This window comes from Parasphingopyxis lamellibrachiae, assembly GCF_003385775.1.
GTDB classification, from domain to species: domain Bacteria; phylum Pseudomonadota; class Alphaproteobacteria; order Sphingomonadales; family Sphingomonadaceae; genus Parasphingopyxis; species Parasphingopyxis lamellibrachiae.
In genome coordinates, this window is the sequence record NZ_QRDP01000004.1 from 254119 (window position 1) to 266683 (window position 12565).

Here is a 12565-nt window from a genome sequence, read left to right on the forward strand (position 1 = left end):
GCGATTCTCAGGGGGGGACATGCGACCGGGCAAAACGAAAGTCATTGCTCACCAAAACGCCGCTGCACAATGAGAGCGGCGGTCGGGGAGATGCGCGTGTTCGCAATCTGTCCGCCCGGGGACTGGGCGGCGTCACCGATATCGCGATAAAGCCGGGGCAAAACCTCGTCATCATCCTCAACGGTATCGGCCCGGTTCGCGGTCGTATCGCCTGGGTGGACGGCAAGAAATTCGGTATGGAGTTCGACAAGGCTATCGATCTCGACCGGCTGGAAATGACCAATGCACCCATAACGCATGCGCCGGAACGTTTCTCGGTTGCATCCCGGTTCCAGCCCGTGACCGACTATAAACGCCCCGGCTTTACCCATCGGCGCTAAGCCAGGCCCGATGCCCGCGATCAACTCGCAGAGTGGCGCCGTTTGATTCGCCGCAGAAAAGAAAAAGGTGGTGAGCCCTGCTGGGTTCGAACCAGCGACCTACTGATTAAAAGTCAGTTGCTCTACCAACTGAGCTAAGGGCCCAACCACCGCGGCGGAATTAGGGATGGTTCGGGCTGCGGTCAACCGGCATGTTGCGCTGCACATGATGATAATGCTGGCGGATGGTCAATCCGGTGATCGGGTGGCGCCAGTCTGGCGCGATTTCCGCGAGCGGACCGAGCACGAATTTGCGTTTCGCGAGTGCCGGATGGGGCAGGGTGAGAGCCGGTCCGGCCCAGCACCCCCCGGACCAGAGCAGCAGATCGAGATCGAGGCTGCGATCGCCCCACCGCTTCCCCCCGCGCCGGCCGAACTGCGCTTCGACGGTCTTGCACAATGCGAGCAACTCACCGGGCGCAAGTCGGGTTTCGACGAGAATGGCGGCATTGGCATAGTTGCGGTGACCCGGACCAAGCGGCGGCGTCTCCACGATGGAAGAACTGGCGATGATGGAAAGATCATGGGCGACCAGCGTATCGATTGCCGCAGCAACAATCCGGCGCGGCGGCCCGCCGCGATAGCGGTTTGAGCCGAGTCCGATCAGATAGCTTGTCTCCGCCATGGCCATCCGCCTATCCCAGCGGCATGACCGATGCCAGCACCGATAATGCCGAACCGCCTTCCGATTGTATCCTGTGCCCCCGGCTTGCCGGATTTCGGGAGGAACAACAGCGCGCCCATCCCGGCTGGTTTAACGCGCCGGTTCCGTCATTTGGCGATCCCGCTGCCTGGCTGGCCGTTATAGGGCTGGCACCGGGGCTTACGGGCGCCAACCGTACCGGACGTCCCTTTACCGGCGATCATGCCGGCGGACTGCTGTTTAAAACCCTAGGCAAGGTCGGACTGGCGCGGGGAGAGTATGACGGGCGGGCCGATGATGGGCTTTCGCTGCAGGGTGCGATCATCATCAATGCAGTACGCTGCCTGCCGCCGCAGAATAAACCGACGACCGGGGAAATCCACAACTGCCGTCAATTTCTGGTTGCAGCGCTGAACCGGTTGCCAAGGTTGAAGACGATTATTGCCTTGGGCACGGTGGCCCATGGGTCGATCGTGCGCGCCTATGGCGAAAAGCCGGCGCATTACAAGTTCGTCCATGGCGCGCAGCACCGGATGCCCGATGGCCCGCTCCTCATCGATAGCTATCACTGCTCGCGCTATAACCAGAATACGGGCCGGCTAACCGATGCGATGTTCGCCGCTATATTTGAGCAGGCCGTGAGCCAGCACTGCGAACAAGTCTGATGGAAGGCTGAAGCCCTTACTGTACCTTGCGGAACAGCAGGGTCATCCGGTCGCTTTCCCCAATCGCGACATAGCGATCCCGGTTTTGCTGGCCATTGCGAAGGGTTGGCGGAAGCGTCCAGACGCCGTCCTCCCAGTGCGCCGGATCATTGGGATTTGCATTGATCTCGGAACTTTCAACCAGTTCGAATCCGTTGAGACGGAAGAGAGCGATCACATCGGCTTGCTTCATATAGCCACGCGTGCCGTTCGAGCGCGTCCAGGTTTCGCTCGCCGGAGCCCGGTGCTGGACGACGCCGACCAGGCCGTTATCGGCAAGCAGGTCGCGCAGGTTTCGCAATTCGCTGTCGGCGATATTGCCGTTGCGCAGGCCGTGGATGGACCGGAAAATCAGGATACGGTCTACCGTCCCCGCCAGACCATCGGGTATTTCATCGCTTTCGAATGCCGTGACGGACGCTGCCGGTACGCCGGTCCAACCTTCGACGCTTGCGGCAAAACGCTGCGGCCAGCTTTCGGCGCGGGCACGCTGCGCGGTGTCCAGTTGGCGCCCGGACGTGTCGGTATTGACCGCCAGATATCGGCCCTGGCCGGCGATCAGCGGGGCGAGCACACGGCTGTACCAGCCGCCGCCTGGAGCAAATTCGGCGACGGTCATGGTCGGCTCTACCCGGAAGAAATCGAGCGTTGCCTCCGGGCGGCGATAGCGATCCCGTACGCGATCCTGATCGCGGAAGCTTTCAGCCAGGACGATTTCGATCGCGCTTGTGGCTTCCGGAGCGGTCGCCGGTTCTTCAGCTTCCGCTTGTTCCACGGGCCCGAGAACACGATCGAGTATCCGGTCGAGGACCGTGGGCTGCTCCTGCGTTTCCTGAAAAGCGGCGGCAGGCGTGGAGATGGCGGCGGTTGCGATCAGCATTGCGACGGCATGTTTCATGAGAGGTTCCTATCGGTTGGGGCTAGTCGGACGAAGGGCGCGAGGCATCGCGCGCCGCTCGGAATTCGGCGCTCGGATTCCAGTTTGGCCATTCGGTTGTTTCGGCCAGTTCGCGGCCGATGGCGAAATAGAGTTGCAGATCCTGGACGGCACCGGTCCAGTCCCAATTGGGATCATATTCATCGGATGGGCCGTGATAGTGATTGACGATATAGTCCATTACTGCAGCGCTGCCGGCCTCTGCGCCTCCATCGACCAGATCTTCGCCGCTCGAGGCATAGAGCATCGGGATGCCGACCCGGGCGAGGGAGAAATGATCGGAACGGAAGAAGGATCCACGTTCGGGCGAGGTTTCGGGTTCGACGCGCCGTCCCTGGGCGGCAGCGGCCCGTTCCAGATAGGCTTCGAGCTCCGACTTGCCGTAACCGACGACAACGACATTGTTGGCCGGACCTACGATATTCAGCCCATCCATATTGATCCCGCCGACGGTTTGTGCAGCCGGGACGACCGGATTGTTGCCATAATAAGCCGATCCAAGAAGGCCCGACTCCTCGGCGGTGACTGCAAGGAAGACCAGTGAGCGGGCGGGCGCTCCGGCGGCGGCATGCGCTTCGGCAAGGGCCACCAGACCGGCTGTGCCGGTCGCGTTGTCCAGCGCACCATTGCAGATATCGTCGCCGTCCGGCGCAGGGGTGCAGCGGCCCAGATGATCCCAATGCGCGGTATGGATGACATATTCATCCGGCCGTTCGCTGCCCGGCAGGATCGCGACGACATTGCGAGAGGCTTCGCGCCGGATACTGTTGTCGAGATGGGCGCTGGCGGTGATTCCCAGCGGGACGGCCGCAAAGCCGGGCTGGCGCGCGGCATCCGATAGCGTATCAAGGTCCTGCCCGGCGGCGGCGAGCATCGCCCGTGCCGCGTCATTGGTTACCCAACCTTCGATTGCGGAACGGTCCATATGGTTGTCGGCGGCATCCATGTTGAGCTGGGGGCCAGACCAGCTGCTTTCCACGACATTCCAGCCATAGGCGGCCGGCTCCGTTTCATGGACGATGATCGCACCGGCGGCGCCCTGGCGCGCGGCTTCTTCATATTTATATGTCCAGCGGCCATAATAGGTCATGGCCCGGCCTTCGAAGAGGCCCTCATTTGTCATTGTCTGATAGTCGGGATCGTTGACGAGAATGACCGCGATCCTCCCCGTCATGTCGAGGCCGTCATAATCGTTCCATCCGCGCTCGGGCGCGTTTATTCCATAGCCGACGAAAACGAGTTCGGCATTCTCGACATCGATTGTCGGCACGACGCGCCGGGTACCGATGACCATCTCGCTGCCATAGGAGAGGGCGGTCGTTTCTCCATTGGCCGTATAGGACAGGGCGGTAGTGGCCGGATCGGCCGTGACCTCGACGAGCGGTACATCCTGGAACCAGCTACCGCTGTTGCCGGGCTGGAGTCCCGCCGCCGCGAACCGCTCGGCGAGCAGGTTGACGGTCAGTTCTTCGCCGCGGGTTCCCGGCGCCCGGCCTTCGAATTCGTCGGAAGAGAGAGTTTCGGTCAAGCCGCGCAGCGTGTCGAGCGAGATGGCGGGTGCAGCTGCAGCCGGTTCGGAGGTTTCGCTGAACGCTGCGGCACCCGTTGGCATGGAGGTGGCGCTCAGCAGGAGCAGGGTGAGCGGTAGGGTCTTACGGAATTTCACAATATTCTCTCCGGTTCATGATCGCCATTACCCTTGGGCGATTGTTACGGTTAACTACCCACCGAACTGCCGGTTCGGCAACCGAAAAGCTCGGGCTGCTATGATCGCGGCTTTACGCGGATCCGTCTGGACGGGTCAGGATGAATGTCGCAACAATCGAAAGGACGACGATCTGGACGGCGATGATCCATCCGGCAAACCCTAGCACCAGGCTCAAGACTGGAGTGAGCAATATAACACTCATCGCAGCGATTTTGGCGCGGCGGCTGATCGCGCCATGGTCGCGCCAGTTCCTGATCAGCGGCCCAAACTGCCGATGGGCGTCGAGCCAGGCCGCCAGCCTTGGCGATGACCGCGCAAAAGCAAAGGCTGCGACCAGCAGAAATGGTGTCGTCGGCAGAAGAGGAAGGATTGCGCCTGCGGCCCCCAAACCCAGGGAGACAACGCCGATAACAAGCCAGAAGAGTCGGATGCCAAGGCGCTTGTCCATTGGTGTGTCATATCACGGGATGAACCGGTTTTTTCGCCTGTGACTTTTTTTTGGGGGGCGAGCTGGATATAGCGAAAAGACGGCAAACCATTACAGATACTTAGCGGGGCAAATCATGATCAAAACACTCTCAGGCATAGCCTGCGCCGGACTTCTTCTCGCCGCCGCTCCGGCAGGAGCGCAGGCACTGGAAAACCCCGCCGAGGCCTTTGGCCAGCGCCCGGCTGTGACTTCCATTGCCCTGTCGCCCAGCGGCAACCGGGTCGTGTATCTGAGCGCCGGATCGGGTGAAGAAACTTACGCCTATGTGGCGGATGTCGGTAGCACCTCGCCAAGCCTGGTGACCATGACCGATGGTGATCCGATGGAGTTCAACTGGTGCCGTTTCGTCAACGAAGAGCGCTTGGTCTGTTCAATTTACGCGATGGTTCAGGATCCCCGGCAGATCTACCCGATAACGCGGCTTTTTGCAGTCAACGACGATGCTTCGGACGCGCGGACGCTGGGGCAGCGCGACAATGCCTTTCGCAACAACCGGCAATTCGACGGCGAAATCATCGACTGGCTTCCCGAAGACGATGAGACGGTGATGATGAGCCGGGTTTATGTGCCGGAGGCCTATCGCGGTGCCACGCGGATCGTTGACCGGCGGGAGGGTCTTGCGGCTGTCCGCATCAATACCCGGACCGGCAGCATCGACAGCGTAGAACCCCCGGAACGGCTCAATGTCCGCTATCTGACCGACGGGCATGGCACGGTGCGGATGAGGGCGACCGGTTCCATCCGCGGCGCGACCGGTATGGCCGGGTCGACGACAAACTATTATTATCGGCTACAGGGTAGCGACGAGTGGCATGATTTCGGCAGCTATGACGGCCTTGAAAACACCGGCTTCTATCCCATCGCCGTCGATCGCGATTTGAACGCCGTTTATGGTTTCGAACGACTCGACGGCCGCGATGCCTTGTATCGCATCACTTTGAACGAAACGCTGGATCGCGAACTGGTCTTTGCACATCCTAGGGTGGATGTAGGCAGGCTAGCGCGGCTTGGCCGACGCCAGCGGGTAATCGGTGTCGGCTATTCCGAAGATGAAAGCGTCGTCGAATATTTCGACCCTGAATATCAGGCCCTGCACAGCGCGCTGAGCAGCGCGTTGCCGGGCAATCCGAACATCACCTTCCTGGGCGCCAGCGACGATGAATCGCGGCTGTTGGTCCAGGCAAGCAGCGATACAGAGCCGGGCCGCTTCTATGTATTCGACAAGGCGGCTGGCGCGTTGAACGAGATTTTGCTGGCGCGTCCCCAACTGGAAGGCGTGCAACTCGCCACGGTTCGGCCGATACGCTACCCGGCAGCCGATGGAACGATGATCCCCGGCTATCTCACACTGCCGCCAGGCGGCGGCGAAACGGGGCTTCCTGCTATCGTGATGCCACATGGCGGCCCTGAGTCCCGGAGCGTATTGCGGTTCGACTGGCTTGCGCAATTCTATGCACATCAGGGCTATGCGGTTCTGCAACCCAACTTCCGCGGCTCCTATGGCTATGGTGACGGCTGGCTCGTCACCAATGGCTTCCAGAGCTGGGAAACAGCGGTCGGCGATGTCAATGATGGCGCGCGCTGGCTTGTGTCAGAGGGCATCGCCAATGCCGACCGGCTGGCCGCCGTCGGCTGGTCCTATGGCGGATATGCGGCACTACAATCGGGCGTACATGAGCCCGGGCTGTTCAAAGCGATTGTTGCTATCGCCCCGGTGACCGATCTGCCCGCCTTGCGTCAGGATTCCATGGCTTTTTCGAACGGGCGCAATGTCTCCGAATATCTTGGTTCTGGTCCGCATCTGGTCGCCGGATCGCCGGCGCGCCATGCCGATCGGGTGGCCGCCCCGGTGCTGCTCTTCCACGGTGATCAGGACATCAATGTCGATATCGGTCAGTCGCGCCGGATGCATGACCGACTGGGCGATGCGGGAAACAGCAGCGAGCTGATCGTCTACGAAGGCCTCGATCATGGCCTTCGCGACTCCGCGGTGCGCGCCCAGATGCTGGAACGCAGCGACGCGTTTTTGCGCGAAGCTCTCGGGCTTTGACGGACGCGCCCCATATTCTTGTCGACGCCGATGCCTGCCCGGTCAAAGAGGAAATCTACCGGGTTGCATATCGGATGGAGGTGCCGGTCACGATCGTCAGCAACAGTCATTTGCGGGTGCCGGATCATCCTCTGATCACGCGCGAGGTGGTCGGCGACGGGTTCGATGCTGCGGATGACTGGATCGCCGAACGCGCCAATCCGGGCTCTGTCGTGATAACGGCGGATATCCTGTTGGCCGATCGCTGCATCAAGGCAGGGGCAGCTGTGATCGCCCCGAACGGCAAGCCCTTTACCGCCAATTCCATAGGGGCTGCCGTCGCAACCCGGGCGATCATGGCGGATCTGCGGGCAGGTGGGGACGCGATTGGCGGCCCACCGCCTTTTACCAAGGCAGACCGGTCGCGCTTCCTGTCCGCGCTCGACCAGATTCTGGTGAAGCTGGGGCGGAACGCGAAACGCTGAACAGGAACATGGAACTGTGCCATATGTAAGAATACGGAGTGATCGATTGGCGCATTAGGCCTATCAGACGATCAATCACGATTTCCGGCCCGACGGGCCTTGCATTTGAGGAGCAACGATCATGTCCCTGCATATTGGCGACACCGCACCCGACTTTACCGTTGACAGCACTATCGGTGAAATCAGCTTCCATGAATGGGCTGGCGATAGCTGGGTGTTTTTCTTCAGCCACCCGGCCGATTTTACGCCGGTTTGCACCACGGAAATGGGCAGGACATCCCAGCTTTCCGGGGATTTTGCTGCCCGCAACACCAAGCCGCTCGGGCTATCCACCGATACCGCCGAGGAGCATCGTTCCTGGATTTCCGATGTGAACGACACCCAGAATACCGACCTTCAATTTCCGATCGTCGCCGATCCAGATTGCACGATCGCAAAGCTCTACGACATGATTCATCCGAGCGAGAGCGATACGGCGGCAGTGCGCTCCGTATTCATCATCGATCCGCAGAAGAAAATCCGTCTGACGATGACCTATCCGATGAGCGTTGGGCGCAATTTCGACGAGATTCTGCGGGTGATCGACGCACTCCAGCTTGGCGACGAAAAGCGTATCGCCACGCCGGCTGACTGGCGCCCAGGCGACAGGGTGATCATCCCGCCGTCGATCACGAATGAGGAAGCGGAGAAGCTGTTTCCGCAGGGATGGGACGAACTGCGGTCCTACCTCCGCCTGACCGATGTGAACTGAGGAAAACTCCAAGAGGCAGAAAGGCCGCCAGCGCGCTGTCCGATTACTCCAGCGCGCTGCCTGGTACTATCGTGAGCAAGGAGCGTCCGGCTCAGTCGGTGTGCCTTCTCCGGGGCGATAGCGGCAGACGATATTGGGTTCGAGCTCCTCGGCGTGGAACCAGCTCGGCTTCATTTCCATCGCTACAAACATCGGCGCCTGGTCGGCATAGTGGCGCGAGCCCGGCCTGGTCGTTGCGGCGCCGAACTGGTGCACGGTGCGGGAACTTACCTGCCCGTCATTGTCCCAAGTGATTTCCATGATGAAACTGTCCCCCGCATTGCCGACGAACACGCCGTCTTCCGGCTCTCCCCAGTAAATGGCGCGCAAGGCATCGGGACCGCCGGTCACGGCCAGGTCCACATCGCCGCGTCTCAGGCGCAGCACTGCACTGAGCGGCGGGTCGATCCGGCCGTGATGATCCTGTAGGAAGGCGACAGCGGCCGTAAGAGTTTCCCGGGGATCGGGCAGGGGGTCTCCGCGATAGGCGTTCATCATGACCGAGCGCAGCACCGCAGCCGCCAGGGCGTCGGCACTGCCCTCGTCATCCAGAGTCCAGTCCCACCGGGCGAGGAGCTGCTGTGCGTCCGAAAGGATTCCTGCTTCCAAGTTCAGTGCGGCAATACGTCGCAGATACTCGCCGGCTGCGGATTGGCGGGAATAGCCGGTGTCATATTTGATCCGCCGCAGCTCCGGCCAGCCGATCGCGTCGAGATCGGCGATCAGCTCCACGATCCGCAGCATCCGGTTTGTTTCGTTGGTTTCGATGCCCAGCAAGGCGGAATAGTCTGCGGGATCGAGATTGTCGGCCGGCGCCGTTGCGACCCAGGGCGTGTTGTTGGAGTCGAAAACAAAGCCCGAGGGCGGGTCGATCAGGAACGGGATGGCTTCGAAAGGCGCATTGGCGGTCCAGACGTTCTGGCTCGTGTCACCGGGCAGAACGCCGCGCCAGTCGTACCCCTCTGCCCGATCCGGGAAGCGCGCGTTATAGAAACGTGCGATATGGCCCTGGGCATCGGCATAGATGAAATTGGTCGCAGGGATGGCCTGCATGCGCATGACTTGCTGCCATTCTTCAAAGGTTTCGGCGCGGGTCAGACGGTAATATTGCTCGACCTGCCGGATCTCGCCAATCCCGGCATAGCGGATCGCAAAAGCGCCATTGTCGTTGATCATGACCGGCCCATGGACCGAGCGATGAACGGTGCGCGGGACGGGAATGACAAATGGTCCCATGCGAACATGCAGCCATATCCGGCGGCTTTCCAGATCGCGCCATTCTCCGTCGTAGCGATAACGGTCTCCAGCCTCATCGAGCGTGAGTTCATAAACATCCACCAGATCAGGGCGATTGACGGTGTTCGCCCAACCCAGTGTGCGATTGTGGCCGACCAGCGGGACAGGCGCGCCGGGAAACAACCCGCCGATCATGTCCAGCCCCTCGGCGCTGGTGACATGCGCCTCATACCAGGCGACCGGTCCGGTCCATGGCTGATGCGAGTTGACGATCAGTTTGGTCGCGCCGTCGGGATCTCGCGAAGGGGCGACGGCAAATGCGTTAGAACCCCGTTCATTTGCCCGTTCGCCGGCGCGGGGTGGGTCTTCGCCTGCGGCCAGCGCGCCGAGCGTCCGGTCGATGCCGTAAAAGAAGGGGGAGGTGAAGGCAAAGCCGGTGGCAATATCATGGCCAGTGACTGGAAACAGGCCGCGCAGCCTTACCTCGTCCGGATGTTCGGAGGCATAGAGGTTGAGCCCGTCGGCATAGGCTTCGATAACCGCTCGCGCCTCGGGCGATATTTCCGTCGCATAGCCGGCATCGACATCGGCGCGAACATTGAACAGGTGCCAGACATAATCCTGGGCCGCGCCTTCCTGACCGGTCAGTTCGCCCATCCGACCGCGTGATGTCGCGATCAATTCCTGGATGGTGAAGAAATCGTCTTCGGAATGTGCATAGGCGAGGCCGAAGGCGGCATCGGCATCGGTTTGCCCCAATATATGCGGCACACCGCGACTGTCCCTCCGGACGATGGCGTCATAACGCGTCTCGGGTGCCGATATGTTCTGCTTGGATGCGTACCACCGGCTGTTGAGAAGGGCGTTGACGCCCGCTGCAAGCAGAAGGGCGATTGCTATGACGCCCAGGATCTTCGCCAGTGTCTTCATGCTTTTCGTCCGTCCCCCAGATGACAGTGACAGTCATCGGCGGTGGGAGGACAGAGATCAAGCGCGGCTTCCTACAGCCCGTCGATCCGGCAGCCGCGCGCTTCCAGTATCGGCCGCATCTCGCGAAAGGCCGCGGGGGTGCGCGTCAGAGGGATTGTGGGATGAAGATGATGGACGATATGAAACTGCATCCCCATCGATCCGATATTACCCAGTTTGCTGCGCCATGCGCGGGTGCTGCGATAGCGGCCGGTGGCCTGGGCAGGGTGATGCGGCGCCCAGCTTAGAAAGAACTGGATATAGGCGGTGGCGATATGACGGGGCAGCCACCAGAGCAACAGCGCCTCGATGCCGAAACCCGCCCATGCGCAGCCGCAAAGCACGCTGTAAAAGGCGATCTGGAAAAGCGCTCCATCCACAGCTACATCGTTACGCCCGATCCTGTGCAGCACTTCGCTGTACCCGCGCAGGCCGCGCTTGGATCGCGGCTGCCGGTTCACAAGACTGACCCAGACCATGTGCAGCGGCCCGTTGGCGCGCATGGAATAATCGGGATCACGGTCCGGCTCGTTGGTATGTCTGTGATGCTCGAGATGGGTCAAACGCGCCACGCGATAGGGCAGCACCAACGGGATCGTCGAAAGATGTCCGACGAGTTCGTTCAGCCAGCGAAGCGTCGTGCCGGGCCGTGCGATGATGTCGTGTTGGGCCTCATGCGATGGCAAATAGCACAGGATGATGTTGGCCGTTGCAATCAGAAATCCCGCCCAAAGCGGCAAATAGCCAAGAAAAACAGCCGGCCAGAGCGCCAGCCAAACGGCCAGATTGCCAAGGCCCCACACTATCATCGCCCAGGGCGTTCCTCCCATATAGCGATGGGCAATGTCCTGTTCACGCTGCATGAGCGACTTCGTCCGGACTGCCGTCTGGGGTGGTGCTTCGACTAGAGACGCCATGTCAGCCAACTCCCTCGCCATTGGGCATAAAGGCCCCAGCTGCCGCCAAGGATGAAACCCGCCGCTAGCGGTGTCAGTCCCATCGGCGGAGTCCATCCCAAAATCGTCAGGATCTGTGCCGTTACGGGCGGAATGAACAACAGGCCGAACAAAATCGGGCCGAAGTAAAAACACCATCTGATACTTGCGATAAGCATGGTCTCGTTGCGATCATCCGTCTGGCTGGTATCCAATAAAGATCACTAATAGACGATATTGCTAAATAACTGCCTAACAAGACAATTATCCGTTTCGGATGTTTGTTTTTGGGGCGTTTACTCGCGGAAAAACGCGATTTGGCTGGTCACGGCCAACAGGCTGCCGGTCTGCGACCATATCCGCGCCCGCTGGTCGGCGGTGCCCTTGCGGACATATTCGCTGTCGCTTTCCACCAGCACATGCGCGTTGCCGATAGCCTGCAATTCGCTTTCGGTTGCGAAATTATAGAGCGAGTAAGATACCGTCGAGCTGAAGACGAGAGTGTCATGGAGAAAGAAGGATCGGGGCATCGGTACATCCGACATCGCGACCAGCCCCTTACTATCGAGCGGCCGCCCGTCCCCTTCTCGCATCCAGACCGCGCTTGCAGGGTTTTCCTGGACGGTAAAGGGTTTGCCGACGGCGATCCGCTGATCATAGTGGCCGAACCAGCGTGGCCCCGTTCCAGGCGGAAAGGCCAATGCCGCGGCTTTGTCGGGTGCGGCGATGTCGGGCATCGTCGCGGTATAGGCAAGCCTTGTTTCCGGTCGCTGCGACAGGACGAAGTCGGCGCTGAAAAGCAGGTCGCCTTCGAGTCCGCCTTTATGCATCTCGACACGAAAGAACCCGGTTCGCTTCCGCTGGCTCAGCGTGTGCACCTCGACGAATATCTCGCCCGCGCCGATCGCCTCGAGGAATATGGCGTTGACGCTCGAAAGCTCCGATTCCGGATGGGCATGGGCTTTTACAGCTTCCATCGCCAGGGCCAGCGCCCAGCCGCCAAAGGCGCTTTGCATATTCCAGAAAACCGTGGAGACCGGTCGGGAATAGACGCCGTTACCCCGCGCCGTAAGTGTCGTTTCTTCGTCCAGTATATGGTGCATTCGCGTCTCCATCATGCCCTGCTGTAGGAACGCAAATTTTCGAACACAAATGGCTGTGCCTTTGGCGCAGCAAATATTTCCTTCTCGCGGCGTGCCTGCGCCTGCCGGGGCCACCAC

The 12565-nt window shown here is 60.7% G+C and carries 13 protein-coding genes and 1 tRNA gene; 5 read left to right on the top strand and 9 right to left on the bottom strand.

What is annotated here, in order from left to right; all coding sequences use genetic code 11:
• Positions 1-44 precede the first annotated feature (44 nt).
• Positions 45-380 carry a PilZ domain-containing protein gene (locus DFR46_RS01330; RefSeq protein WP_162843372.1) on the top strand — a complete coding sequence of 112 codons (336 nt, stop codon included), beginning with the start codon at positions 45-47 and terminating at the stop codon, positions 378-380.
• Positions 381-448: 68 nt separating this feature from the next.
• Here the strand turns inward: DFR46_RS01330 and DFR46_RS01335 are convergent.
• A tRNA-Lys gene (locus DFR46_RS01335) sits at positions 449-524 on the bottom strand.
• Between the two features lie 16 nt (positions 525-540).
• Complete coding sequence (gene folK, locus DFR46_RS01340) at positions 541-1044, bottom strand: 2-amino-4-hydroxy-6-hydroxymethyldihydropteridine diphosphokinase (protein ID WP_116237077.1); 504 nt, start codon at positions 1042-1044, stop codon at positions 541-543.
• Positions 1045-1067: 23 nt separating this feature from the next.
• Between folK and DFR46_RS01345 the strand changes: the two genes are divergently transcribed.
• Positions 1068-1727, top strand: coding sequence for a uracil-DNA glycosylase (locus tag DFR46_RS01345; protein ID WP_116234824.1), 660 nt, complete (start codon positions 1068-1070; stop codon positions 1725-1727).
• 16 nt (positions 1728-1743) lie between these two features.
• Here DFR46_RS01345 and DFR46_RS01350 read toward each other — a convergent pair whose 3' ends face one another.
• The 3 genes from DFR46_RS01350 to DFR46_RS01360 all read right to left on the bottom strand — a co-directional run bounded on the left by DFR46_RS01350 (position 1744) and on the right by DFR46_RS01360 (position 4859).
• The gene (locus tag DFR46_RS01350; protein WP_116234825.1) at positions 1744-2664 is read right to left on the bottom strand and encodes a class I SAM-dependent methyltransferase; all 921 of its coding nucleotides are present in this window, start codon (positions 2662-2664) and stop codon (positions 1744-1746) included.
• A 22-nt stretch (positions 2665-2686) separates the two neighbouring features.
• A complete protein-coding gene (locus tag DFR46_RS01355; RefSeq protein WP_116237078.1) occupies positions 2687-4315 on the bottom strand; it encodes a M28 family metallopeptidase in 1629 nt (542 codons plus the stop codon).
• A 166-nt stretch (positions 4316-4481) separates the two neighbouring features.
• On the bottom strand, positions 4482-4859 hold the full coding sequence (locus tag DFR46_RS01360) for a YbaN family protein (RefSeq protein WP_116234826.1): 378 nt from the start codon (positions 4857-4859) through the stop codon (positions 4482-4484).
• 115 nt (positions 4860-4974) lie between these two features.
• Here DFR46_RS01360 and DFR46_RS01365 point away from each other — a divergent pair, with 115 nt between their 5' ends.
• The 3 genes from DFR46_RS01365 (at position 4975) to DFR46_RS01375 (ending at position 8166) form a co-directional block, all read left to right on the top strand.
• On the top strand, positions 4975-6951 hold the full coding sequence (locus DFR46_RS01365) for an alpha/beta hydrolase family protein (RefSeq protein WP_116234827.1): 1977 nt from the start codon (positions 4975-4977) through the stop codon (positions 6949-6951).
• Positions 6948-7415, top strand: coding sequence for a YaiI/YqxD family protein (locus DFR46_RS01370; protein ID WP_116234828.1), 468 nt, complete (start codon positions 6948-6950; stop codon positions 7413-7415). Before DFR46_RS01365 ends, DFR46_RS01370 begins: the two co-directional genes overlap by 4 nt.
• A gap of 121 nt (positions 7416-7536) precedes the next feature.
• Positions 7537-8166, top strand: coding sequence for a peroxiredoxin (locus DFR46_RS01375; RefSeq protein ID WP_116234829.1), 630 nt, complete (start codon positions 7537-7539; stop codon positions 8164-8166).
• Between the two features lie 66 nt (positions 8167-8232).
• Here DFR46_RS01375 and DFR46_RS01380 read toward each other — a convergent pair whose 3' ends face one another.
• From DFR46_RS01380 to DFR46_RS01395, 4 genes are all read right to left on the bottom strand, one after another.
• Entirely contained in the window at positions 8233-10371 is a 2139-nt protein-coding gene (locus DFR46_RS01380; RefSeq protein WP_116234830.1) for an acylase, read from the bottom strand.
• 71 nt (positions 10372-10442) lie between these two features.
• Positions 10443-11327, bottom strand: a complete 885-nt coding sequence (locus tag DFR46_RS01385) for a fatty acid desaturase (RefSeq protein ID WP_211306357.1) — start codon at positions 11325-11327, stop codon at positions 10443-10445.
• On the bottom strand, positions 11315-11560 hold the full coding sequence (locus tag DFR46_RS01390) for a hypothetical protein (protein ID WP_245953594.1): 246 nt from the start codon (positions 11558-11560) through the stop codon (positions 11315-11317). The genes DFR46_RS01385 and DFR46_RS01390 overlap by 13 nt, the downstream gene beginning before the upstream one ends.
• Positions 11561-11641: 81 nt before the next feature.
• On the bottom strand, positions 11642-12448 hold the full coding sequence (locus tag DFR46_RS01395; protein WP_162843373.1) for an acyl-CoA thioesterase: 807 nt from the start codon (positions 12446-12448) through the stop codon (positions 11642-11644).
• Between the last annotated feature and the right edge of the window lie 117 nt (positions 12449-12565).

Bases quoted from the DNA above. Each gene is read 5' to 3' on its own strand.
- folK (WP_116237077.1), bottom strand. From the start codon at position 1,044: ATGGCGGAGACAAGCTATCTGATCGGACTCGGCTCAAACCGCTATCGC.
- DFR46_RS01345 (WP_116234824.1), top strand. From the start codon at position 1,068: ATGACCGATGCCAGCACCGATAATGCCGAACCGCCTTCCGATTGTATC.
- DFR46_RS01350 (WP_116234825.1), bottom strand. From the start codon at position 2,664: ATGAAACATGCCGTCGCAATGCTGATCGCAACCGCCGCCATCTCCACG.
- DFR46_RS01355 (WP_116237078.1), bottom strand. From the start codon at position 4,315: ATGCCAACGGGTGCCGCAGCGTTCAGCGAAACCTCCGAACCGGCTGCA.
- DFR46_RS01360 (WP_116234826.1), bottom strand. From the start codon at position 4,859: ATGGACAAGCGCCTTGGCATCCGACTCTTCTGGCTTGTTATCGGCGTT.
- DFR46_RS01365 (WP_116234827.1), top strand. From the start codon at position 4,975: ATGATCAAAACACTCTCAGGCATAGCCTGCGCCGGACTTCTTCTCGCC.
- DFR46_RS01375 (WP_116234829.1), top strand. From the start codon at position 7,537: ATGTCCCTGCATATTGGCGACACCGCACCCGACTTTACCGTTGACAGC.
- DFR46_RS01380 (WP_116234830.1), bottom strand. From the start codon at position 10,371: ATGAAGACACTGGCGAAGATCCTGGGCGTCATAGCAATCGCCCTTCTG.
- DFR46_RS01385 (WP_211306357.1), bottom strand. From the start codon at position 11,327: ATGGCGTCTCTAGTCGAAGCACCACCCCAGACGGCAGTCCGGACGAAG.
- DFR46_RS01395 (WP_162843373.1), bottom strand. From the start codon at position 12,448: ATGCACCATATACTGGACGAAGAAACGACACTTACGGCGCGGGGTAAC.